Source organism: Francisella halioticida (assembly GCF_002211785.1).
Lineage (GTDB): Bacteria > Pseudomonadota > Gammaproteobacteria > Francisellales > Francisellaceae > Francisella > Francisella halioticida.
In genome coordinates this window covers 765,810-789,501 of the sequence record NZ_CP022132.1, presented here as the reverse complement: position 1 = coordinate 789,501, position 23,692 = coordinate 765,810, and the positions used below count along the sequence as shown (strand labels likewise).

Below are 23,692 nucleotides of genomic sequence, written 5' to 3'. Positions count from 1 at the left end.
TAACTAGATAAATTAGGAAATAGATAAATGAGTAAAAAAAGAGTAACGTATACAGCTGATTTTAAAGCTAAAGTAATTATAGAATTGCTAGAAGGCGATATGACAGTTAATGAGATAGCAAGTAAGTATGATTTACTTCCTAAAAACGTGCATAATTGGAAGCAGCAATTTTTATCTAATGCTTGCTTAGCATTTGATAAAAGCTCTGTTGTTAAGGAGTATAAGCAGGAAATAGATGAGCTTAGAAAAGATAAAGATGCAACAAGTAAAAAACTAGTCGAGGTAATAGTAGAGAGGGATTTTTTAATGGGAAAGCTAAAAAGCTTGGTATCATCAAATGATAGAGTAAACTCTGTAGATACTAAGCTAGAATTATCTTTAAATAATCAGCTTAAACTATTATCTGTATTTAAGAGTGTGTACTATTATACACCAATATCAAAATTTAGTAGTAATGATGATATTAAACTATTAAATGCAATAGATTTGATACATACTAAACATCCATATTATGGTACGAGAAGTCTAGTAAAGTTGCTAAATAGATTAGGATTTCTAGTTGGAAGGAAGCTAATCAAAAGTGCTATGGAATTAATGGGTATTAAGGCATTGTATCCTAAAAAAAAGACAACTGTCATTAATAAGCAACACAAGAAATATCCATACTTACTTAATGTATTTAAAAATGAGACGAATCAGGTTGTTATAGATAAAGCTAATAAGGTATGGAGTGCTGATATCACGTATATTAGACTAGAATGTGGGTATGCATATTTAGCAGCCATAATAGATTGGCATAGCAAGAAAATACTAGCTTGGAAGATTTCTAATACTATGGATACACATCTAACAACTAGTGTGTTAAAAGAAGCGTTATTTAAATATGGTAAACCTGATATCTTTAACTCTGATCAAGGAACTCAATATACAGCAAAAGAGCATATTAAAATATTATCTGATAATAAAATAAATATATCTATGGATGCTAAAGGAAGATCTATAGATAATATTGCAATTGAGAGATTTTGGAGAACACTGAAATATGAAAATGTTTATCCGGCATCATATATAACTATGAAAGAGGCTAAAGTAGGTATCAAAGAATATATTGATATTTACAACAATGAAAGACTACATTCTAGTATTGGATATATGACTCATGATGAAGTATATTCTGGTATTTTAGATGCTGCATAAAAGCAAGGAATAAAAATATTTTATAAAGTGGTATTGAATAACAGAGACAGTTTAATCCTAAATACCAACTTTTGCCTATATAAGCTAATGCTGTTCCAAAAATAGCTACCCAAATAGAATAGTAAATAATAGCCCAAATTGCTAGTATCATACCAATAGAGGAAATTATATTAAGAATACTATATAAGGGAGTTTTATGAATAGCTAGTATCCCGATGCGATCTCTATTTAAATAAGCTCTTTCTCCTAGTACAGACTTAGAGGCCCAATTTTTTGTTGAACGAGGCTTACTAAAAAATACTGGATTTAAAAACATCCATACTAAAGAAATAATACCTGGGATAACGCACCACCAATCTATCCAAATACGACTCCAAAATGCTAATACAATTAAAGGAAGTACAGAATATCTCGTCCAAACACTCCAAGGATTAGCATGTTTCATCCAGTTATCATCTGTTAGATTAAATATCTTTGCTATTTTTCTTTCTAAAGTCACTTCATTTTACCTTCATATAATAATTATAGCTAAAATACCGTTATAAACCTTCTAACGTCCCCTTAAAAAGAAACTATCCAACTGTGCAAAACTCAATTTCACCCAGGTTGGTCGCCCATGGTTACACTGTCCCGAATTTTCCACAGTTTCCATTTGTCTTAATAGATGATTCATCTCAGGGATACTTAACTTATCATTTGCTCGCACAGCTGCATGACAAGATACTGTGGCTAAGATATGATTTAGATAAAACTCTACGCTTTTTGTCTTGCTTGAAGACACTAGCTCTGTAGCTACATTTGATATTAACTCTTGAATATCTTTATTTTTTACATAGATTGGTACTACTCTGACAAGTACAGCATCATCAGCTACAACAGATATTTCAAACCCTAACTTTTCGAAGACATCGATATTTTCATCAATAGTTGCAACTATACTACTTGATAGCTGACAAGTCAGAGGAACTAATAAATTCTGCTTAAACTTGTCAGTATCTGCATGCCAAGTTTTTTTCATTTCTTCATAAAGTATCCTCTCGTGAGCTGCATGCATATCTACAAGTACCACACCATCATCTACTTGCGCGAGAATATATATACCATGGATCTGACAAATAGCCTGACCCAAACCATTATATTTTGGCTTTTGTGATATATGTATTTCATTTTCTTGAGTATTTTGATTATTTAGATATTTATCAAGTAAACTAGTATTTGATTCAGATTCCTCTTGCTCATCTTCAACACTAATATCCAAGCTCATATTACCAATATTAAGAGGATTATTTACACTACCATTTTCATTCTCGTAAATATCTTCTCGAGGACTATCTACCTCAACATCAGCACTTGTAGTTATAGCTTTGTTTACAGTACCAAAAAGAAAATCATAAATAAACTTTTGGTTTCTAAAACGTACTTCACTCTTAGCCGGATGAACATTAACATCAACCTCTTTATAATCCATGTCAAGATAAAGTAAAAATGCTGGATATCTATTACCATACATTACATCTTTGTAAGCATTTTTGATCGCATGAGAGACAATTTTATCCTTGATAATACGCCCATTAATATAAAAGCTTTGCATATCTGCTCTAGCTCTATTAAACCTTGGGCTAGCAACCCACCCCCATAGATGAGCATCACCAACTTCTTTATCTATATAAATAGCATTTTCAATAAAATCACGACTATATAAATCTAAGACACGATTATATTTAAGTTGAGCATCTTCTGCTAAAAGTAAATCTTTAATTTCTTTGCCGTTATGGATGATCCTAAAAGCTATGCCAAAATAGCAAAGCATATATTTCTTAAGTAAATCAGAAATATGTAAAAACTCAGTATTATCTTTCTTTAAGAATTTACGTCGAGCCGGCGTATTATAAAATAATTCACTGACTTCGATAGTCGTTCCTGTAACATGAGCTGCCGGGGTAACTTCTCTAATTTGATTATTAATTTGCCAAGCATCATCTAAATCTTGGTGTTTTGATATGATTTTCAGCTTTGAAACAGAGGCAATACTTGCTAGAGCTTCACCACGAAATCCCATACTTGCTACAGATTCTAACTCCTCAAGAGTATAAACTTTACTTGTTGCATGTGGCGCTAAAGCTAACTTTAAATCTTCTTGAGTAATTCCTTTACCATTATCTCTAATTCTAATTAGAGACTTACCGCCTTCTTGGATTTCAATAGTTATTTCAGTAGCTCCAGCATCTATAGAATTCTCAACTAGTTCTTTAATTACTGAAGATGGTCTCTCAATAACTTCTCCAGCCGCTATTTGGTTTGCTAAACTCTCTGGCAATATTTTTATTTGGCGATAATTACTCATTTTCACACCTTATTTCATAAGGGATTTTTTATAAAATCTCTAGTTGAGCACACTTCAAAAAGCTTTTGGTTTACTACTTTTCCACTCTTATCCTCATAAGGATAAACATTATTTTTAGTTAAACCACATAGCTCTCTTATTTTTTTAGCTTCTATTTTTGAGATTCTCTCCCAATACTCAGTCTTCCCAAAAGGTCCCCAAAATGCTCTAACGTATATTTTTTTACCATATCTTATAGTTCGAGCTTTCACATGATAGTATTTACCATCATGAGGGTTTAATACTGCCCCATTCATGTATAAAGGTCCTTTACTATTATTTTTATTAGAACCTTTCTTCTTCATATTCCAAACAAACTCCAACCCCTGATATTTATCTTTTCCACTAGAGTAATCATATTTGTTACCATATGCATTGCCTTTACCACACTCTTTACAATAAATGATTGGGGTATGAATCTTACCATAATCAACATTTGATAACGGAACATAAATTTCAGCGTTTAAGTTTCCTTGATTATTATTATATGCATGAATAACTGAAACATTAGTCTTTGTTGATCTATTTTTTTGTAGCCAATAGCCATCAGCTAAAAGCTTTTTCTCATCAGCATAGCAGCTAGCAAAGCAGATAAATGAAAATATTAGTATGGTTCTTTTTAGCACTATAAATATTTAATTTAGAAAATAACATTAAGAGAAAGTATAAAGAAAAAATGTAATTATACAATTAATTAGACAGGACTTTTAACTCTAAATTGAGACACTGGATAATCAATACACTCGCCAATTACTTTATTATCTTGATTAATATATGCTCCATTAGCATCCACACCACAGTCTGCTTTAACTTTTTCATAATCTGCTTTTAAAATTCTCTTCCAGTGAGCAGCTTTACTTCCTAACTCTTTACCCCATACAATATACGCAGCTTTAGAATACATGGTTTTACCATTGTCTTGAACTTGTGCTGATGCAGCATAGATCTTACCATCATTAGGGTTTATAACGCCACCATTCTTATACATAGGCCCTTTAACAGGTGGTTGAGCTCTACCTTTTTGCTCTTGCATATTGCCTGCAAACACAAAATCTTGTAAAGGAGCATTCTTACCTTTGTAATTAAAACCATTATAAGAACCATTTGAACAATCATTACAAGTAGCTTTTGGTTTAGCTGGTTTACCTGCAGAATTAAGAGACATTAACGGAACAACTATCTCCATTTGTAGAGTTCCTTTCTTACCATATTTGCTATTTTTAGCAAAATAAGTATGAATAATACCCTCTGGCATACCGCGTCCTGCATCAGGATCTTCATCAAATTGTACCCAGTACCCTTCTGGCGAAAGATTGTCTTTTGTATTTACTTTTGTATTCTCCGCTGCATACGATACTGATGTACCTAGAGCAACTAAAGCCATTAAAATCAAGATTTTTGTTTTTTTCATTTTATCTCCTTAGATATCAATTACAAAGTCCAAAAGACTTTTTTGATAGTAGCAAAGAACTTAATCTTATTCAAATAACTTGAGAATTATTGTTAACAATTTAATTAATAAAGCTTATAATAAATTTTAATAATAAATAATTTTACCTATATTCTTTGCAAGGAAAAATCATAACGAATTTTGGTGGCAACATTTTAGTTAAGCTAACTAATAACGAGAAAATCTCAGCTTTATATCGCGGTAGTTTCAAAGGCGAATTAACAGTTGGTGATAATGTTGAACTTGAGTACATGAATTCAACCTACGTAATTACAAATTTATTAGAAAGAAAAAATCTAATATCTCGCCCTAACCAATACCAACGTAAAAATAAAAATGTTGCTGCCAATATTGATTACGCCGTGATTATTATTACTCATTCTCCTGCTCCTGTTGAGCATTATATAGATAGATATTTAGTAGCCTTGCATAATAGTGATATTGAGCCAATAATAGTAGTAAATAAGATAGATAGTCAAACGCCTAAAGATAAAGAGTTTATAGAGAATTTAGTTAATGTATATAAAAATATTGGTTATAAAGTTTTTTATATCTCAGCAAAAAACAATATTGGAATTAACAAGCTTTTAGAAACTCTTGAAGGCAACACTTCAATATTTTTAGGGCAATCTGGTGTTGGCAAATCTGAAACATTAAATACCATACTTGGAAAGAAAATCACAGAAACCACAGCTGTTTCTAATTCAACCAAAAAAGGCCGTCATACAACTACTTGTTCTACTTTATACGATATTAAAGATAATACTAATATTATTGATTCTCCAGGGATCAGAGAGTTTGGATTATGGCATATATCTAGAGAAGAACTCTTTGATGGCTTTTTAGATTTCAAAAAATATAAAGGCATGTGCCAATTTAGAAACTGTTCTCATGAAGAAAGTCCAAAAGGGTGTGAAATAGTTAGACAACTAAATCAAGGCAATATAGATCCAACTCGTTTTAAAAATTATCATAGAATATTAGCTAAAATTAAGTAAAATCGACAAAATCTCTAGAGTTCGAAATCTGAACTACCAAAATCAATAGCTGACTCTTTTTTTTCTGATGTTTTGAAAACCTCCTGTACAACACCTACCTGTCTAGGATGTATACAAAGCTTACCATCAAAGCCCAATGATTTAACCTTTCTCACTTCTTCTCTAAATAACTTATTACTTTGACACTCTTATATCGTTAAAGGGGACATCTAAGGCTATAAGATTAGCATTCTTAGCTACCCCTAACTCCGAAACAAGATCTCCCCCTCCTAGAGCTAATCCTACAAGATTATTACTTGAATCAGCTATCTGATGTATATTTCTAAAACTTTCTGTAGACTCTATATAATAAAGGTGCCTTGTCTTCAAATAAACTATCAAGTTGGTGCAATGTATTTGCTGACTCAATCATTGGTAAAACTAAAATATCAGGAACAACGCCTGCTTCTAAAAGCGAAAGTATATCTCTTCAACCATGTACAGTATTTAAACTATTAATTCGAAGACAATATTTAAAATCTCCTTTCGCTTTAGAAGCTTTTTTTAGATATTCGATGGAGCTAGTCTTAGCTTTATTCTTTTGATCAATGTCTGCAATAGTATGCTCTAAGTCAATAACTATACCACTAGCATTTGTTGTATCTTTAACTTTGTCAAAACGCTCAGTTCTATTACCAGGGATAAACAACAAAGACGCTAATGAATTATTTTCATTCATAATGAAAATCCTTATGATGTAAAAACTATCTTATTAAACTTAAGCTAATTTTTTATTATTTGCCAGAGCTAACAAGAGAGTTTATAATCTCTAGATCAAGCTCATTACTTGCATAAGATATATGCCAGCCAGGTCTAATTAAAATATAAGTACTTGAGTAACTATCTTCAGGAAGCTCTAGTACATTAACACTGCTTAAATCTATATCATACTTATCTCCTGAAACAATTAATGTCTAGTCAGTCGCAGAAAGAGTCCTATATATAGACTTTCCATTTAACGTTAAATTAGGTAAGAAATATCCAGGTAAATCTTTAGGATCATATTTTGACTGCTCCATAGGCTCTGTAGACTGACCATTATGCAACTTACTAACGATGAATCAAAATAAGCATAACCCATACCTATACCTGCTGAAAGAGCATGTTTTCTTGATAACTTAGCATATGCTTGAGGATATTCCTCAGATGATAGCTCTAAGCTAAGATCTATCAAAGCTTTAGCATTCTCTTCAGCTTTAGTTAAGTTTATATAGGCTATAGGTCGTCTTTCCTGCTCATAGGTACTAAGTACAGATTCCGGTAGTTTGATCATACCCTCCTATTTGGGACACTTAGGTGTTAAGAAAAGGAGACAAGATGAGATATACAAAAGAGTTTAAAGATGAAGCTGTTAAATTATGTTTACAACCAGATGCAAATAGACGATAAATAGCAGATAATTTAGGGGTTAAATATAAAACCATTTGCAGTTGGATATCCAAAGCCATGTCAAACCCTCAGAAAGAAATAAAGATAGATTATAAAACGCAGTACCAGCAACTATCTTTTGAAAATACTGATTTGAAGAAAAAACTCAAACAGGCAGAAACAGAGCGTGAAATACTAAAAAAGTCAGCAGCGTACTTTGCAAAGCAAAATCTGTAAGGTACGCCTTTATTAAGGAGCATTATAAAGTTATGCCAGTAACAACACTATGTAAATCTTTGAATGTGAGCACATCTTCATATTACAGATGGATTCATAAACCTATAGGTAAAAGGCAATATAATGATGCTGAACTAGATGATGCTATTTTAATGAACATAAATCTAGATATGGAAGTGTTAGGATATACAAAGAGCTTAAAGATATGGGTTGGAAAGTTACTCAACCTAGAGTATCTAAACGTATGAAATTACTTGGCTTACATGCTAAAGCGGCTCGTAAGCATAAGAAAACTACAGATTCTAACCACAACAAATATGTTTCTGATAATTTATTAGAACAAAACTTCACTGCTTTATCTGTAAATCATAGGTGGGTTACAGATATAACTTATGTACCTACACAAGAGGGGTGGCTGTATCTTTGTGTGATTATAGATTTATTCTCAAGATCAGTTATTGGTTGGGCAATGGATTCTAGGATGAAAGCGGATTTAGTTTGTAATGCTTTAAATATGGCATTATTTAGAAGAAATTTTCCTAGTGGTGTGATTATACACTCTGATAAATGGTCACAGTACTGTAGCAAACAATATCAAGACATTATTAAAGAACACTGGCTACTATCAAGTATGAGCTCTAAAGGATGCTGTTACGATAATACTGCTTGTGAAAGTTTCTTTGGAACTTTAAAAGTAGAGTTAGTACATGATGAAAGCTATAAAACTAGAGAAGAAGCTAAACTATCAATATTTGAATATATTGAAGCTTACTATAATACAAAAAGGAGACATTCTACAATAAATTATATGACTCCATATCAATTTGAATATATAATGGAAAATGAAGTAGTAAACTGTTCCAAATTGACGGTGTAGATCAGTTTGCCTTTGATTACATGAGCTAGCTTCCAAGCTAAGTTTGACGCATCTCCAAAGGCAGTATTTAGACCTAATTCTCCTGTTGGAGCAAAAGAATGTGCACTCTCTCCTACAAGGAATATCTTATTATTTTTTGAATACTCGTCTGCTAGCTTAACTTGCATATCCCAGTAAGTAGCACTAACTATTTTCTTATTAAACTCAAACCCTACCATTTTATTGATTATTGAATCAATATCTAAATCCTCGATATTTTTAGTATCACTTTCATCATAAAAAAGTGTATACCAAAGGTTATTATTTGGATCAACCGTACCTACAACTCCAGAGTGCTGGTTATTTATAGTAAAACATACCATAGCTTTATCAATTTTAGTTTTGCTAAATAAATCAGGAGCTTCAAAGAGTATATTAGTCATACGTCTTCCAGAAGCTAGTTTACTAAAATTTATACCTAAGGCATTACGCACAACACTATTTGCACCATCACAACCAACCACATACTTAGCATAAAACTTTTCTGTTTGATTAGTTTTGCGGTTTTTAGCTTTTATTTGTATAAGATCATTACTTTGATTATTAACTTCAGCAACCATCGTGTTTTTCAATATTTCAACCAAGCTTAATTTACTTAATCTTGATCTTAAAACTCTTTCAGTCACCCATAATGGAATATGAATAATCTCCTCAGGAGAGTTATTCTTATGATAATCATGCATTTCTACTGAAGAATAAACATCTCCATTTAAACCTGAGCACCATATAAGGTTAGAGATATTTTTCTAAGAGCATCACATGTATCCCAGCGTAACATTAGCTCCATTGTTCTTGAGTTAAGCAGCTGAGCTCGAGCGGAGTACATAGGCTCATCATATTTTTCTAGAACTAGAGTCTTAACACCTAAGTGACCCAAATAGGAGGGTATGATCAGCTTTTTGCAGTAGCTGTATTAGTAATTGCCGTACTATCACAAACCTCTGCTTATTTTTTCACTAATTAAATTTATTATCTTACTTAATTTATAAGCTTTTTCTTAACGAGGAATAATTTAAACTATATTAAGTAATTACAAAATATATAAAGTAATAAAATTATATAACTACGATTACATCCTTTCAGGAATTGAAATACCTAATAGGCCAAGAGCTATAGCCATTGCTTTTACAGCTGCTAAACATAAAGCTACTCGAGTTTCTTTAACAGTCCCATCACCAAGGCTTGTAATAGGACAATTCACATAGAACTTATTAAAACTATTTGCTAAGGAATAAGCATATTCACAAATATGATGCGGTTGAGAATTTTCATAAGCTCTAGCAACAGCTATTGGAAACTGTAAGAGTTGAAGTTGTAATTTTTCTTCATGCTCGTTTTGTGTAGAAGCTATTTTATAGTCTTTAATTAAATATTCTAAACAATAATCATCTCCGAATATTTTTCTAAGAATTGACTTAGCTCTCACAGTCGTATACAAAAGATAAGGACCTGTTTTACCTTCATATTGAGCAATTTTTTCTAGATCAAAGATATAGTCATTTGAGTAATTATTAACCAAATCACCAAACTTAATTGTAGCTATAGCTATCTGATTTATTACATGCACATTTTTTTCCTCAAGCATTTTATCTCTAGCACATTGTTGTGCTTGAGAAATTAAATCTGATAAGTGCATAACCCCACCTTCTCGTGTTTTAAACGGCCTACCATCCTTACCATTCATTGTGCCAAAAGCTATATGTTTAAGCCCACACCTATCACTCACTACCCCTGTTCTCTCAGCAACACTAAATACTTGCTTAAAATGTAAAGATTGTCTTTTATCTACAACATAGATAACCTCATCCGGATCAAGATCTTTATTACGTTGCCATAAAGTCGCTAAGTCTGTCGTACCATACATAACTGCTCCGTCACTTTTAACAACTATAAGAGGCGAAATACCTTCTTTATTTGTATCTATAACCCAGGCACCTTCATCCTCATAAATAAAATTCTCTGCTTTAAAGTGAGTAATCATTTCATCAACGAACCTATTAGCATCACTCTCACCTAGCCATAAGTCAAAGCTCACACCCAAACTATCATAATCCTTCTTGATAGCCTCTACAGAGATTCTAACAAAATGCTGCCATAGCGCTATATAGCCTCGACGCCCTTGCTGTAATTCAAAAGTAGCTTGTCTAGCTTTTTCCATATCAGTGATATCTGATTTACATCTTTTTGAAGCTCTCGGATAAATTTCCGCCAATTCTTTAACTGTAACAGGCGATTTTTGAGGATATTCTCCGGTAAAGCTCTCATCAAAATAAACTAAATCAGGAAGTTCTAACTTAATTTCCTCAATTAGCATACCCATCTGAGTACCCCAATCTCCTAAATGTACGTCTGAAACTACATTATCATCATAAAAACGATGTATCCTTTGTAGGGCATCTCCTAATAATGCAGATCGTATATGTCCAACATGCATTGGCTTAGCAACATTTGGACCTCCAAAGTCTAAGACTACTTTTTTCGGATTGTTATTATTTTTAACACCAAATTTCTCTGCGTTTAAAAACTCATTAGTAACCTTTGCTAAAAAATCGCTTGATAAAGTTATATTGATAAATCCCGGCTTAGCAACTTCTAGTTTTGCAAAAATATCCTTATCATCAATACTATCAATAATATTTTGAGCAATAATAAATGGAGGTTTTTTTGCAAATTTTGCTAACGGCATCGCCCCGTTACATTGAAAATGCCCTACACCCTCTCGAGTTGAAACGACAACTTTAGCAAAACTCTCAGCGTATCCCAGGTTTTGAAAAGCTTTTGCAAGTATTTTTGATAAGTAAGCTTCTATATTCATTTAGCAATCCAGTATGTTAGTTTTATTTTGTATTTAAAATTAAAATGGAAAATTTTAGTAAATGTGGATATAATACCATGATTATTTTTAGAAACTCAATAAAATTAGGACTATCAAAGATCAAATATGCTAAAGGGGATTCGTAAGTATTTATTGATATGCTTTGGTACTGTTTTATGTGCAGTGCAAGCTAATGCTGCACGTATTCTTGATAACAACCCTATTAAAGAGGACTGGAAATGTGACGTTGTTGATGGCCAATGGTCATGCCAACGCTCTAAAAAACCAAAGAATCTCTTTAATAAAGAATTAAAACCTGCTCAAAAAGAAAAGGCTCTAGCTGATGACTTAAGCTGGGTAAACAAGCCCGAATATTTGATCGGTGGATATTACAGTAATGATAGCCAGTTTACTAAAGCATTATGTGAATCAAAAAGAACTGATGTTTCTTACGAAAATGCCGAATATGATACCGATGGAACATTAATTGCCTCTGGAAATGTAGAGGTATTACAATGCGACCAGGAGCTTTATGGAAACAATGCCATAGTTAATTTTAATGCTGACAGAAGCTCAATAAAATCACTAGTAATGACTGGTGATGTAATTGCAAGACAGCCATCAACAGGCATTGTTTTACGTACAAAAGAATTAGATACTAATGTTAATGATGGTACTTTTAGTGCTGGAGAAACTTATTTCAGAATGGCTCGAGAGGCTCCTGACACACGTATTTATAATAAAGAGAATTTTAGTGGATATTTAAGAGGTTATGCAAAAAGTTTTAAAAAAGAAGATGCTAATAACCTAATTTTAACAGATGGTTATATCACATCTGGCGGACCTTATGACAACGCATGGAAAATAACTGGTAAGAACATTGACATAGATACTAAAGAAGGAATGGCGTACGTTAAAGGTGGTTTTTTTAAGATTGAAAATGTTCCTGTAATGTATTTACCATACTTTTCTCACCCAATAAATGATAAAAGACGATCAGGCTTTTTAATGCCTAGTTTTGCTCAAAATGGTAACTCAGGTCTTGCTTTATCAGTTCCTTATTACTTTAACCTAGCGCCAAACTACGATCTGCTTTTAAACACTATATTTTGGACAGATAGAGGTTTAATGGAAGATGGGACATTCCGTTACAAGTCAGAATACACTCAAAACCAATTTGAAGGATCTATTGTACCTTATGATTTCAAAGCGCAGAAAATGCGAGGAGCATTCTCACTATCAAGTAAAGGCGATTTTGAAAACGGTATAACGACAAACTTACAATATGACTATATAAGTGATTCTCAGTACTATAATGACTTCTCTGCAGGTAACGTCAACTTAGTTACAAAAACACTATTAGACAGAGAGTTTGACATAAGCTATACAAATGACAATATTGATTCAAGTGTTACAGTTCTAGACTATGGCGTAGTAAACTCGAATATTGACTTAGCTAATATACCTTATGGAAAGCTTCCTGAAGTTAAATTTAATATAACATCAGATGGTTATACTCCAGATTACCTAAAAGTAAGCCTGGACACACTTAATACATTCTTCTATAAAGCACAAGGGGTTGTACAACCATTAGTAAGCTCTGCTCAAGGTACAAATGTTAATGGCTTTAGGTCTGTTGAGGTTCCCAAAATAGATGGTATTTTTTCTAATAGTTGGAGCTCGGTAGATACCTCAATAGCCCTTCCTATTCGTTATTATCAGTTGAACAATAAAGATACAGATATAGTTAAGTTTAACCAAAACTCTGTGACTAGCGTCCTACCTATATTTAATATAGATGCCAGTGCTTATTTTGATCATGATTATACAACTAGTGATGGTGCTTATACAGGAACATTAAGACCTCGTCTATTCTATACCTATATACCATATCAAGACCAGTCAAACATCCCATTATTTGATACATCACAACAAAATGAGCAGTATATGCAAATGTTCCAGGTTAACCGTTTCACAGGCTGGGATAGAATTAATAACGCAAACCAGCTTACATATGCTTTAGAAGCATCAACAACTAATCAAGCAGACGGTAGTACAGTTGCATCGGCAAAAATAGGTCAAATGATGTTTTTTGATGATAGGCGAGTTAGTTTATGTCAAGGACAACCTGGTTGTGATCCATTAAAATTAGATCCATATGCAAACGATACTTTCTCACCAATAATGTCTTCATTTGAATTCCAAATAATGAAACATGTTTATTTATCCGCACAGATAAACTATCGCCTACAAAGTGAAAAATTTGACTATCAGGTTTATCAGCTTTCATACAAAGATGATAATGAGAACATATTTAATATTTCTTTTAACAATATTGATAGAGACTGGAATGCTATAACTCAACAACAGATAAACCAGGGCATCCCCCCTCCATCTCAAGAAACTATTACTCTATCAACAATACTAAACATTACTGATCATTGGGGACTTACTGCCTTGTGGAACTATAACTTCAAACAAGCTAAAACCTCAAACGTATTTGCAGGATTACAATATAACGCCAAATCTTGGGCTATTAGAGCACTATGGCAAGCCACAGCTTACACTAATGAAGATCCCAATAATACCCAAGCTCTAGGTAGCTTAACAAATACTTACCTACTAGAATTTGAACTTAAGGGTATTGGGGGTGCTGGAGCAACTAATCTAGCCTCTAGATTAAACCAAATTAATGGTTACCAATCCGGAGAATGGGGGGTAGGCACATAATGAAAAAAGTACTTATTCTTATATTATCTATAACAATATTTACTAGCAGTTATTGCGATATTTCATCAAGCTTATTTCAAAATGCCTTTGGTCCTGGAGCAAATAATAGTACTCTTAATCAACCAACACAATCACCAAATAGTAAGCAACTAATAAACAAAACTGTAGCTATAGTAAATAACAAACCAATAACCTCTTTCGAGCTAAATGAAGAAGTTGCTAAACTTCAGGCTGCACAAGGTATCAACCCTAACTTAACCCCTGCATCTCTTAAATTAAAAAGAAAAGCTCTACAAAGCCTAATAGCTCAAGCTGTACTAATACAACTTGCTCAACAGAACAATATCAGTGTATCTGATGCCCAAATTGACAACACGATTAGAGATATTGCTGCTAAAAATGGAATTTCTGAAGAGTCATTAAAACTAAATATAGAGGCAGCTGGAATGTCTTTTGATAGCTATAAAGATAGAATTAGAAAACAACTTATGGTAAATCAACTGCAGAAACAAGCCATCTCTCAGCAAGTATATGTTTCACCAGAAGAAGTACAAAAATATATAAAGAAACACCAAGAAGAATTTGATAGAGAAATGCAACCTATCAAAATTTATACCTTAAACAATTTTATAATAGCTTTACCAGATTCACAAAGAGCTCGTAAAAGAAAGATTGAACAATTTAAAAAACTTGCTACTGCTGTAAATAAAGGGCTTATTGATTTCTCTGAAATGACAAAACAATTTTCTCAAGCTCCTAATGCTAGTTCTGGTGGTCAACTAAGCCAACAAATAAAATTTGAATCAATACCAGAGATGTATAAAAATCATGTAAAAAATCTAAAAGATCATCAGGTTTCACAACCCTTTGTTGTTAATCACACTCTACAAATGATTTATATTGATAATCTAGATGAATATGCCCCAATACTAAGTAAAAACATAAAAAAATATTATGTATATGCAATTGAAATTAAACTAAGTAATGGAATGACTGCAAAAGGTGCTAAAGATGCTCTTGATAGAGCTAGACTTGCTATTCAAAGTGGTCAAGCTTTTTCAAAAGTTGCCGAAAAATATAATCAAAACTATAGTCATGCAAACGGAAATTTTAAATGGGTTTCAGGATTAGATACACCTCCTTCTTTACCTCCAGCTGCTTTTGCCCAATTAGGACAACTAAAAAAAGGAGAGCTTTCAGAAGCATTTCAGGCAGATGCAAAAACATGGATAATCATCAAATATACGAAAGTTAAAGAATATGATGCCGTTAAAGAGCTTGAAGAGCAAAAAGCTTTAGAGGCTATTTTTGCTAATAAAGCTCAAGAAATTTATAAAACATGGTTAACATCAATAAAAGATGATGCTTACATAGAAATCTTACAAAAAAATTTAAAAACACCTGAGCTCTATTAAAATGCAATATAAGACAAAAGCTAAAAAATTCTTGGGACAGAACTTTCTTCAAGATGAAAATATTATTCAAAAAATTGTCAAATTAGCAAATATAAAAAAACATAATATTGTCTTAGAAATAGGCCCTGGACTGGGAGCTCTAACAAGACATTTGTTAAGCGCATGTTCTAATGTAAATGTAGTTGAATTTGACTCTAGCGTTATTAACACTTTGATTGAAAATTGTGAGATATATGGTAAACCTAATGTATATAATGAAGATTTTCTAAAATTTAATATAAATAAAATTCCTTCAGAGAAAGTTAAACTAATAGGCAACCTTCCTTATAATATTTCATCTCCTATTTTATTTAAAACTATTGAAATTAGCAACATGATTATAGATGCTCATTTCATGTTACAGAAAGAGGTAGTTGAGCGAATAGTATCTTCTCCAAATAACAAGTCTTATGGTAGATTATCTGTAATTTTACAATATCATTTTGACTGCAATATGGTACTTAAAGTACCTCCAGAAGTTTTTTACCCACAACCTAAAGTTGACTCTGCTATTCTTAGACTAAAACCCAAAAATAATAAAAGCTTTTTAAAAGATTATGCTTTTTTTGAAAAAATGGTCAAACAAAGTTTTGCGCAACGCAGAAAAACCTTGCATAATAACTTAAATGATATATTAAAAAATAAAAACATTGACTCAGACACCTTGCCGATTAACACTAAATTAAGGGCAGAAAATTTAAGCGTTGATGAGTTTGTTTGTTTAGCAAACTTTTTAAGTTAAGGTATTAAAAAATGGCTACATATGTTATTGGCGACGTACAAGGCTGTTACGATGAGCTGCAACAGCTTTTACATAAAATAAATTTCTATAAACAAAAAGATAAATTAATTTTTGCCGGCGATATAATAAACAAGGGTCCTAAATCTCTAGAAACTATAAACTTTATAATGTCCTTAGGAGATAATGCTCAAACTATTTTAGGTAATCATGAAATACTATTTCTAGCAGTTAGCTACAACTATTTACCATTAAATAATAAAGATACTTTTGATGACCTTATTAAGGCTAATAACTTAAAACAAATACAAGAATGGCTTTGTAATCAAAAACTTTTAATAAAATTTGATAATGTTTTTATAACTCATGCTGGCATTCCTCACATATGGTCTCCTAAAAAAGCCATTAAACGGGCTAATGAAGTAGAATTTGTTTTAAAAAATGAAACTACTAGAAGACTTCTATTAGCTAATTTATTTAATGATGAAAACAAGCAATGGAACAAAAAATTTGAAGGCATTGAAAGATGGTTATGTATTCTTAATTATTTCACAAGAATGAGAACTATTGATAAAGAAGGTAGGTTGAACCTAAAATTTAGCTCCACCCTAGATAAAATTCCGGATGACTTTAAGCCATGGTTCAAAATTAAGCACAAGAAACTCAAACCTTTTTATAAAATTGTTTTTGGTCACTGGGCAGCTATCAAAGGAGAAACAAAATGTGACAATATGATAGCCTTAGATACAGGCTGCGTTTTTGGTGGCAAGCTAACATGCTATTGTATAGAAACAGATCAAAAATATTCAGTTAAAGCAAAAAAAAGTTACAAGGACATCTAATATGAGCATTTTAGTAATTAATGGTCCAAATCTTAATCTACTTGGTTCTAGAGAACCAGAAACTTATGGTCACAAAACTCTAAAAGATATAAATAAAGATCTAAGTAGTCTTGCTAATAAAAACAACTATTCTATAGATTTTTTTCAAAGTAATCATGAAGGTGAAATTATTGATAAAATACATGGAACTACTGCAAAAATAATAATTATAAACCCTGCTGCATACACACATACTAGTGTTGCAATAAGAGATGCTTTCTTGGCTACAAGAAAGCCTTTTATTGAAATACATTTATCTAATATATATAATAGAGAAGAATTTAGAGCTAAGTCGCTTCTATCGGACATAGCTTATGGGTGTATATTTGGATTTGGTGCAAATGGTTATACACTAGCTTTAATAGAAGCAATAAACTACATTAATATGAAAGGAGATTAAAAAACTATGGATTTATTAAAAGCAATTGACAAAGTAGCTGAAATTCTTAAATCAAATGACATTAGAGAAATTAAAGTTAAAGATGGCGGTTCAAGCATCTTTATGACAAAGAATGACACAGCTATAACAAGCGTTGTTTCAGCACCAACTGTCGCAGCACCAACTGCTAGTGGTACACCTGTTTCAGTGACTACTGCAGCGCCACAGACAGAGGAAAAACAAGAAGTTAATGGCGAAGAAATAAAATCTCCTATGGTTGGTACTTTCTATGGCGCTCCTTCACCAGATGCTGCTGTATATGTTAAAGAAGGACAGGAAGTTAAGCAAGGTGATGTATTATGTATTATCGAAGCAATGAAGATCATGAACAAAATTGAAGCAGAAAAATCTGGAAAAATAGTTAAAGTTCTTGCTAAAGACGGTGATGCTATCCAGTTTGATCAACCTCTGTTTATAATCGAGTAATATTACTTAGAGAATAAAATTTCGTAAATAAATTATAAATTTTGAAGGTAATCGAGAATGATTAAAAAAGTACTAATTGCCAATAGAGGTGAAATAGCTCTTAGGATTTTAAGAGCTTGTAGAGAGTTAGGAATTAAAACTGTAGCTGTATATTCTGTTGCTGATGCTGATCTTATGCATGTTAAATTAGCCGATGAAGCAGTATGTATTGGTCCGGCTGCACCTAACCTTAGCTATTTAAATATTCAAGCAATTATTACGGCCGCTGAAATTACAAATGCTGATGCAATACATCCTGGTTATGGTTTCTTGTCAGAAAATGCTCAATTTGCTAAAGCTGTTGAAGAAAGTGGCTTTATATTTATTGGTCCTCGTGCAGAAAGCATTGAAGTTATGGGTGATAAAGTAGAAGCTATCAAATACATGAAAAAAGCTGGTGTACCTTGTGTTCCAGGTTCTGGAGGTTCTTTAGGTAATGATGACAAGAAAAACCTAGAAATTGCCGAACAAATTGGTTATCCAGTTATTATCAAAGCTGCTGGTGGTGGTGGTGGCCGTGGTATGAGTATTGTTAGGAAGAAAGAGGATTTAGTAAGCTCTATCTCATTAACTAAGAGTGAAGCAAGAATAGCTTTCAATAATGATATGGTATATATGGAGAAATTCCTAGAAAACCCTCGTCATATTGAGATTCAAGTATTTGGTGATGGTCAAGGAAATGCTGTATATCTATTTGAGAGAGACTGCTCAACCCAAAGAAGACACCAAAAAGTCATCGAAGAGGCTCCAGCAATAGGACTTACAGATGAACAAAGAAAACGCATTGGTGAGCAATGTGTTAGTGCTTGTAAGATTTTAAAATATCGTGGTGCAGGTACATTTGAATTTTTATATGAAAATGGCGAATTCTACTTCATTGAGATGAACACAAGAATTCAGGTTGAACATCCTGTTACAGAAGATATTACATCAACTGATCTTATCAAAGAACAAATTAAAGTTGCTAGTGGTCAAGGTTTAAGCTGGAAACAAGAAGACCTATCTATTATTGGTCATGCGATTGAGTGTAGAATTAATGCTGAAGATCCAGAGAAAATGATTCCTTCACCTGGAAAAATTGAGATGTATCATCCACCTGCTGGTCCTAGAGTACGTGTTGATTCACATATCTATTCTGGATATACAGTACCACCAAACTATGATTCAATGATTGCAAAGGTAATTGTTCGTGGACATGATAGAGAAACAGCTCTACAAAAAATGCGTGCAGCTATTGAAGAAATGGTTATTAATGGTATTAAAACAAATATACCATTACACCAAGAGATCCTTAATAATGAACACTTTATTAAAGGTGGAACTAACATTCATTTCTTAGAGAAAATGTTAGAACAAAAAAATAAATCTAAATAGTTAAACCCTACTTTAAACATCTACATTTAATTTTCTATCATTTTCTTATATAATGCATACAAGTAACTAATTTTAAACTTCTAATTGATATGCATAATTTTCAATCTTTTATTAAAAGTACTCGCGAGTCTGAAGAACTCAAACGTAATACTATTGCTGATGCTATTAACTTATCTGAAGATACTATTCAAATTATAGAAGAAGCAGATAATGATACCTTATTACAAAGCTCTAGTAGCTTACTTAAAAATCAAATTAGGAGGTATTGTGAATATCTTAAAATTTCTGAGAAGAAGATAGTATCAATCCTAAATAAAGTTGATATCTTATACTATAAAAAGTCTCGTTATGGGAAACTCAAAGCTTTTGATTATATAAATAGGCTAGCAATAATAATAATTATAATTGCTATAGTTGTATTAGTTGTTAAACAAGTTAGAGAAAAGATTGATACTGCTAGTTCAAATCCTCAAGTTTCAAAATCATCTATCATTTATACTCCAATTGAATATAATAAAAATAATTTTGGAGAGCAACAAAAACCTATAACTATAGATAATAATAATGCTATCACCTCTAATAAAATAGATTCAACTGGTGTAGTTTCTTCTAATGCTACTAAAACAATTAACTCAGGCAGTACTATAAGCTCCAAAACTTCAAACAATGGCTCCACCACTACTACTCAGGAAAACTCAACTAATGACGTGACTTCTAATACCACCAAAATAGCTGATTCAAGTAGCCATACTATAGGTTCTGAAACTTCTAAATCTAATGCTAATGTACATACATCATCGCTAGCTGCGCCCCCCCCTGCTACAGCTAATATAAACAATATGGTTATTGGTGGCACCTCTGACTCAAGCGCGTCTAGTATTAAAATACCTACTAAACAATAAAAATCTATATAAATATTTATTTTTTCTAAATATATAACTCTACTCTAAAATAGATTAATATTATTCATAATAGTTAAAAATTAGTAGAATTATGAATGTTTTAAATAATATACTTCTAAGAGTAGAAAATTACTCTCCTACTTATATCTTATTTATAGATTTTTTAATATGTTTGGTTGCTAGTCTAGCAATATTTCTCCTAAGTAGCTTAGTTATAATGAGACATAATAATACTTTAAAGTTCTCACTTATAAAATTTTTAAGTCTTATATTATATCTCGTAATATGGGCATACTTTATAAAAACATGTATAGATTTACCTGTAATTGCATATTTACCTAATTACAAAAGCTTAATAATTCCTTATTCTGATAAGATTTTTAACTTTTGTATTTATTTAGCAATTATAATTAGCCTGTTTAAGTTTCTATATAAAACTAAACAAATTTTTATTGAAAAGAAAAAACAAGAAAATAAAATGGCTATGATGACTTTAGGGATATAAATGCTATATTTAAGGCTATGGAGTTAGGTGCTATAGTTATCTCTATTATCTTAATATTCGAGTTCCTCCTACAGCATTAGGAGCTTTTAGTGGTGTCGCTATCGCAGGGCTAACGTTATCACAAAGTACTCTTCTTACAAATCTGTTTGGTGGACTATTTGTTATATTTAACCGTAAATACTCAGAAGGTGATATTATATCCTCTGATATAAATTCATCGACAAAATTTAGTGGTACAATCAAGAAAATTGGTATTCTAACCACTCAAATAGATAGCTATGAAACAACTCCTATGCATATACCAAACTCTATATTTCTCAATACTTGTATAACCACAACATCACGGCGTACTCATAGACGTATAATCCAATATATTACTATTGATTATAAATATATTGAAAAAGTCAAGTTAATTAAGCAAGAAATACTATCTATACTTAAATCTCACCCAGATATAGATCAAGCTAAAACAATTGCTGTATATCTAGCATCTGGTAACAGCATGATTGGTAATAGATCAGAAGGTAGTTTTGGTTCAAATGGTATTAATATACAAATTTACGCTATGGTAAATAAAGTATTTTTTACTAATTTTATTAATACTCAAGATGATATATTATTAGCAATAGCTAAAAAACTTAACTCTTTAAATGTGGAATTTGCAATAAATCCTATAACAATTTTAAATCACTCTAATTAAAATACTTAAACTATATGGCTTTATTAAACTTATAAAATAACATTTACAACAACTGAAAAAATTTTTAAGCTTACTAATTCAGTAATCTTTAATTCGATAAATAAATAAAAATATATCTCCACATATTACTCCAAAGACTAAAGACATATTCCATAATATTCTTGGAGAATATTCATAAACAAGAGTGCCCAAGAGAGGTGCCATTAAAGAACCAATAGAATAAAAAACTTGATAAATCCCCATAGTTTTTCCTTTAGAATATTTACTTGAGCTAAGTATATAAAGTAACAAAGGAGGATATAATACCATCTCCCCAATAGTCCATAAAACACATGAAAGAATAGCTAAAGAAAAATTATTTATAATTGTTGTCATTCCTATACCCACAGTTAAAAATAACACTCCATAGAGACAAGCCATTGCATAGGATAATTTATTAAAAATATAACTCAATGGAATCTGAAAAAAGATAATAATTAAACCATTTAAAGCAAATAAAAGGTAAATATTTTTAACAGAAATCGATGCGTAACTCTCTAAAAAAATAGTATAAGTTGTCTTATTTTGATTTAGTACAAACTATCCCTGTTATTCAATACCACTTTACAAAATATTTTTATTCCTTGCTTTTATGCAGCATCTAAAATACCAGAATATACTTCATCAGGAGTCATATATCCAATACTAGAATGTAGTCTTTCATTGTTGTAAATATCAATATATTCTTTGATACCTACTTTAGCCTCTTTCATAGTTATATATGATGCCGGATAAACATTTTCATATTTCAGTGTTCTCCAAAATCTCTCAATTGCAATATTATCTATAGATCTTCCTTTAGCATCCATAGATATATTTATTTTATTATCAGATAATATTTTAATATGCTCTTTTGCTGTATATTGAGTTCCTTGATCAGAGTTAAAGATATCAGGTTTACCATATTTAAATAACGCTTCTTTTAACACACTAGTTGTTAGATGTGTATCCATAGTATTAGAAATCTTCCAAGCTAGTGTTTTCTTGCTATGCCAATCTATTATGGCTACTAAATATGCATACCCACATTCTAGTCTAATATACGTGATATCAGCACTCCATACCTTATTAGCTTTATCTATAACAACCTGATTCGTCTCATTTTTAAATACATTAAGTAAGTATGGATATTTCTTGTGTTGCTTATTAATGACAGTTGTCTTTTTTTTAGGATACAATGCCTTAATACCCATGAATTCCATAGCACTTTTGATTAGCTTCCTTCCAACTAGAAATCCTAATCTATTTAGCAACTTTACTAGACTTCTCGTACCATAATATGGATGTTTAGTATGTATCAAATCTATTGCATTTAATAGTTTAATATCATCATTACTACTAAATTTTGATATTGGTGTATAATAGTACACACTCTTAGATACAGATAATAGTTTAAGCTGATTATTTAAAGATAATTCTAGCTTAGTATCTACAGAGTTTACTCTATCATTTGATGATACCAAGCTTTTTAGCTTTCCCATTAAAAAATCCCTCTCTACTATTACCTCGACTAGTTTTTTACTTGTTGCATCTTTATCTTTTCTAAGCTCATCTATTTCCTGCTTATACTCCTTAACAATAGAGCTTTTATCAAATGCTAAGCAAGCATTAGATAAAAATTGCTGCTTCCAATTATGCACGTTTTTAGGAAGTAAATCATACTTACTTGCTATCTCATTAACTGTCATATCGCCTTCTAGCAATTCTATAATTACTTTAGCTTTAAAATCAGCTGTATACGTTACTCTTTTTTTACTCATTTATCTATTTCCTAATTTATCTAGTTAAGTTTAACATCTAGGAATAAAAATCTTTCTAAAATCAGTAGCTTTTTCTGGGGACATTATAAAAACCTAAATTATGTAAAAATAAAGTTCCCAAAACTGTAATCATTTGAACTACCGAATTTAAAAATATTAAGAACAGACAAATAAAAACTAGTTTTGAAGAGTTAGAATATAGTTTATGCACCATATTTTTTTAAGAAAAATTAAATAAAAGTCTAGTGATATTAATACATAAACACAATTAAATTAAATAGCAGAAATAAATTCCAGTATC

General features: G+C 31.5%; 25 protein-coding genes and 1 pseudogene. 14 read left to right on the top strand and 12 right to left on the bottom strand.

Going from position 1 to position 23,692, the window contains the following annotated elements; genetic code table 11:
- Positions 1-27: 27 nt before the first annotated feature.
- Entirely contained in the window at positions 28-1,197 is a 1,170-nt protein-coding gene (locus CDV26_RS04330; RefSeq protein ID WP_088772247.1) for an IS3 family transposase, read from the top strand.
- Here CDV26_RS04330 and CDV26_RS04325 read toward each other — a convergent pair.
- From CDV26_RS04325 to CDV26_RS04310, 4 genes are all read right to left on the bottom strand, one after another.
- Positions 1,139-1,696: a DUF6653 family protein gene (locus tag CDV26_RS04325; RefSeq protein WP_211276382.1), complete on the bottom strand. Its 558-nt coding sequence runs from the start codon at positions 1,694-1,696 to the stop codon at positions 1,139-1,141. The genes CDV26_RS04330 and CDV26_RS04325 overlap by 59 nt on opposite strands.
- Positions 1,697-1,747: 51 nt before the next feature.
- A complete protein-coding gene (gene mutL, locus CDV26_RS04320) occupies positions 1,748-3,541 on the bottom strand; it encodes a DNA mismatch repair endonuclease MutL (protein WP_088772246.1) in 1,794 nt (597 codons plus the stop codon).
- Positions 3,542-3,555: 14 nt separating this feature from the next.
- Positions 3,556-4,191 carry a DUF2147 domain-containing protein gene (locus CDV26_RS04315; RefSeq protein ID WP_420809895.1) on the bottom strand — a complete coding sequence of 212 codons (636 nt, stop codon included), beginning with the start codon at positions 4,189-4,191 and terminating at the stop codon, positions 3,556-3,558.
- 83 nt (positions 4,192-4,274) lie between these two features.
- On the bottom strand, positions 4,275-4,991 hold the full coding sequence (locus CDV26_RS04310) for a DUF2147 domain-containing protein (RefSeq protein ID WP_088772244.1): 717 nt from the start codon (positions 4,989-4,991) through the stop codon (positions 4,275-4,277).
- Positions 4,992-5,146: 155 nt separating this feature from the next.
- Here CDV26_RS04310 and rsgA point away from each other — a divergent pair, with 155 nt between their 5' ends.
- On the top strand, positions 5,147-6,028 hold the full coding sequence (rsgA, locus tag CDV26_RS04305) for a ribosome small subunit-dependent GTPase A (protein ID WP_088772243.1): 882 nt from the start codon (positions 5,147-5,149) through the stop codon (positions 6,026-6,028).
- Positions 6,029-6,202: 174 nt separating this feature from the next.
- On the opposite strand, the gene CDV26_RS04300 is transcribed toward rsgA, so the two are convergent.
- The 3 genes from CDV26_RS04300 to CDV26_RS04290 form a co-directional block, all read right to left on the bottom strand.
- On the bottom strand, positions 6,203-6,397 hold the full coding sequence (locus tag CDV26_RS04300; protein WP_088772242.1) for an aldolase/citrate lyase family protein: 195 nt from the start codon (positions 6,395-6,397) through the stop codon (positions 6,203-6,205).
- Between the two features lie 100 nt (positions 6,398-6,497).
- A complete protein-coding gene (locus tag CDV26_RS04295; RefSeq protein WP_088772241.1) occupies positions 6,498-6,746 on the bottom strand; it encodes an aldolase/citrate lyase family protein in 249 nt (82 codons plus the stop codon).
- Between the two features lie 282 nt (positions 6,747-7,028).
- Positions 7,029-7,340, bottom strand: coding sequence for a hypothetical protein (locus tag CDV26_RS04290; protein ID WP_088772240.1), 312 nt, complete (start codon positions 7,338-7,340; stop codon positions 7,029-7,031).
- Positions 7,341-7,513: 173 nt separating this feature from the next.
- Here CDV26_RS04290 and CDV26_RS12000 point away from each other — a divergent pair, with 173 nt between their 5' ends.
- The 3 genes from CDV26_RS12000 to CDV26_RS04285 are packed head-to-tail and all read left to right on the top strand — an operon-like array spanning position 7,514 to position 8,549.
- The gene (locus CDV26_RS12000; protein ID WP_157671347.1) at positions 7,514-7,672 is read left to right on the top strand and encodes a hypothetical protein; all 159 of its coding nucleotides are present in this window, start codon (positions 7,514-7,516) and stop codon (positions 7,670-7,672) included.
- 32 nt (positions 7,673-7,704) lie between these two features.
- Positions 7,705-7,920, top strand: coding sequence for a hypothetical protein (locus CDV26_RS11995; protein WP_088771820.1), 216 nt, complete (start codon positions 7,705-7,707; stop codon positions 7,918-7,920).
- Positions 7,878-8,549, top strand: a complete 672-nt coding sequence (locus CDV26_RS04285; protein ID WP_088772239.1) for an IS3 family transposase — start codon at positions 7,878-7,880, stop codon at positions 8,547-8,549. The genes CDV26_RS11995 and CDV26_RS04285 overlap by 43 nt, the downstream gene beginning before the upstream one ends.
- On the opposite strand, the gene CDV26_RS04280 is transcribed toward CDV26_RS04285, so the two are convergent.
- From CDV26_RS04280 to argS, 3 genes are all read right to left on the bottom strand, one after another.
- Positions 8,492-9,271 (bottom strand): FAD-dependent monooxygenase, encoded by a 780-nt coding sequence (locus CDV26_RS04280; protein WP_088772238.1) that lies wholly within the window; start codon positions 9,269-9,271, stop codon positions 8,492-8,494. The two genes, CDV26_RS04285 and CDV26_RS04280, sit on opposite strands and share 58 nt — an antisense overlap.
- 26 nt (positions 9,272-9,297) lie before the next feature.
- The gene (locus CDV26_RS13525; protein ID WP_157671450.1) at positions 9,298-9,465 is read right to left on the bottom strand and encodes an FAD-dependent monooxygenase; all 168 of its coding nucleotides are present in this window, start codon (positions 9,463-9,465) and stop codon (positions 9,298-9,300) included.
- A 192-nt stretch (positions 9,466-9,657) separates the two neighbouring features.
- Entirely contained in the window at positions 9,658-11,403 is a 1,746-nt protein-coding gene (gene argS, locus CDV26_RS04275) for an arginine--tRNA ligase (RefSeq protein ID WP_088772237.1), read from the bottom strand.
- 126 nt (positions 11,404-11,529) lie between these two features.
- On the opposite strand from argS, the gene CDV26_RS04270 reads away from it, so the two are divergent.
- The 9 genes and pseudogenes from CDV26_RS04270 (at position 11,530) to CDV26_RS13815 (ending at position 21,592) form a co-directional block, all read left to right on the top strand.
- Positions 11,530-14,133, top strand: a complete 2,604-nt coding sequence (locus CDV26_RS04270; protein ID WP_088772236.1) for an LPS-assembly protein LptD — start codon at positions 11,530-11,532, stop codon at positions 14,131-14,133.
- A complete protein-coding gene (locus CDV26_RS04265; protein WP_088772235.1) occupies positions 14,133-15,548 on the top strand; it encodes a SurA N-terminal domain-containing protein in 1,416 nt (471 codons plus the stop codon). The genes CDV26_RS04270 and CDV26_RS04265 overlap by 1 nt, the downstream gene beginning before the upstream one ends.
- Position 15,549: 1 nt before the next feature.
- Positions 15,550-16,329: a 16S rRNA (adenine(1518)-N(6)/adenine(1519)-N(6))-dimethyltransferase RsmA gene (gene rsmA / locus CDV26_RS04260; protein WP_088772234.1), complete on the top strand. Its 780-nt coding sequence runs from the start codon at positions 15,550-15,552 to the stop codon at positions 16,327-16,329.
- Positions 16,330-16,340: 11 nt separating this feature from the next.
- Positions 16,341-17,168 (top strand): symmetrical bis(5'-nucleosyl)-tetraphosphatase, encoded by an 828-nt coding sequence (locus CDV26_RS04255; RefSeq protein WP_088772233.1) that lies wholly within the window; start codon positions 16,341-16,343, stop codon positions 17,166-17,168.
- A 1-nt stretch (position 17,169) separates the two neighbouring features.
- The gene (aroQ, locus tag CDV26_RS04250; protein ID WP_088772232.1) at positions 17,170-17,607 is read left to right on the top strand and encodes a type II 3-dehydroquinate dehydratase; all 438 of its coding nucleotides are present in this window, start codon (positions 17,170-17,172) and stop codon (positions 17,605-17,607) included.
- 6 nt (positions 17,608-17,613) lie between these two features.
- A complete protein-coding gene (gene accB, locus CDV26_RS04245) occupies positions 17,614-18,072 on the top strand; it encodes an acetyl-CoA carboxylase biotin carboxyl carrier protein (protein WP_088772231.1) in 459 nt (152 codons plus the stop codon).
- Between the two features lie 57 nt (positions 18,073-18,129).
- A complete protein-coding gene (gene accC / locus CDV26_RS04240; protein ID WP_088772230.1) occupies positions 18,130-19,485 on the top strand; it encodes an acetyl-CoA carboxylase biotin carboxylase subunit in 1,356 nt (451 codons plus the stop codon).
- Positions 19,486-19,574: 89 nt separating this feature from the next.
- Complete coding sequence (locus tag CDV26_RS04235; protein WP_088772229.1) at positions 19,575-20,387, top strand: helix-turn-helix domain-containing protein; 813 nt, start codon at positions 19,575-19,577, stop codon at positions 20,385-20,387.
- Between the two features lie 91 nt (positions 20,388-20,478).
- Positions 20,479-21,592 (top strand): annotated as a pseudogene (locus tag CDV26_RS13815) (mechanosensitive ion channel family protein).
- 78 nt (positions 21,593-21,670) lie between these two features.
- Here the strand turns inward: CDV26_RS13815 and CDV26_RS04225 are convergent.
- Positions 21,671-22,045 carry an MFS transporter gene (locus tag CDV26_RS04225; protein WP_338029160.1) on the bottom strand — a complete coding sequence of 125 codons (375 nt, stop codon included), beginning with the start codon at positions 22,043-22,045 and terminating at the stop codon, positions 21,671-21,673.
- Between the two features lie 176 nt (positions 22,046-22,221).
- Entirely contained in the window at positions 22,222-23,391 is a 1,170-nt protein-coding gene (locus tag CDV26_RS04220; protein ID WP_088772227.1) for an IS3 family transposase, read from the bottom strand.
- Positions 23,392-23,692: the final 301 nt, after the last annotated feature.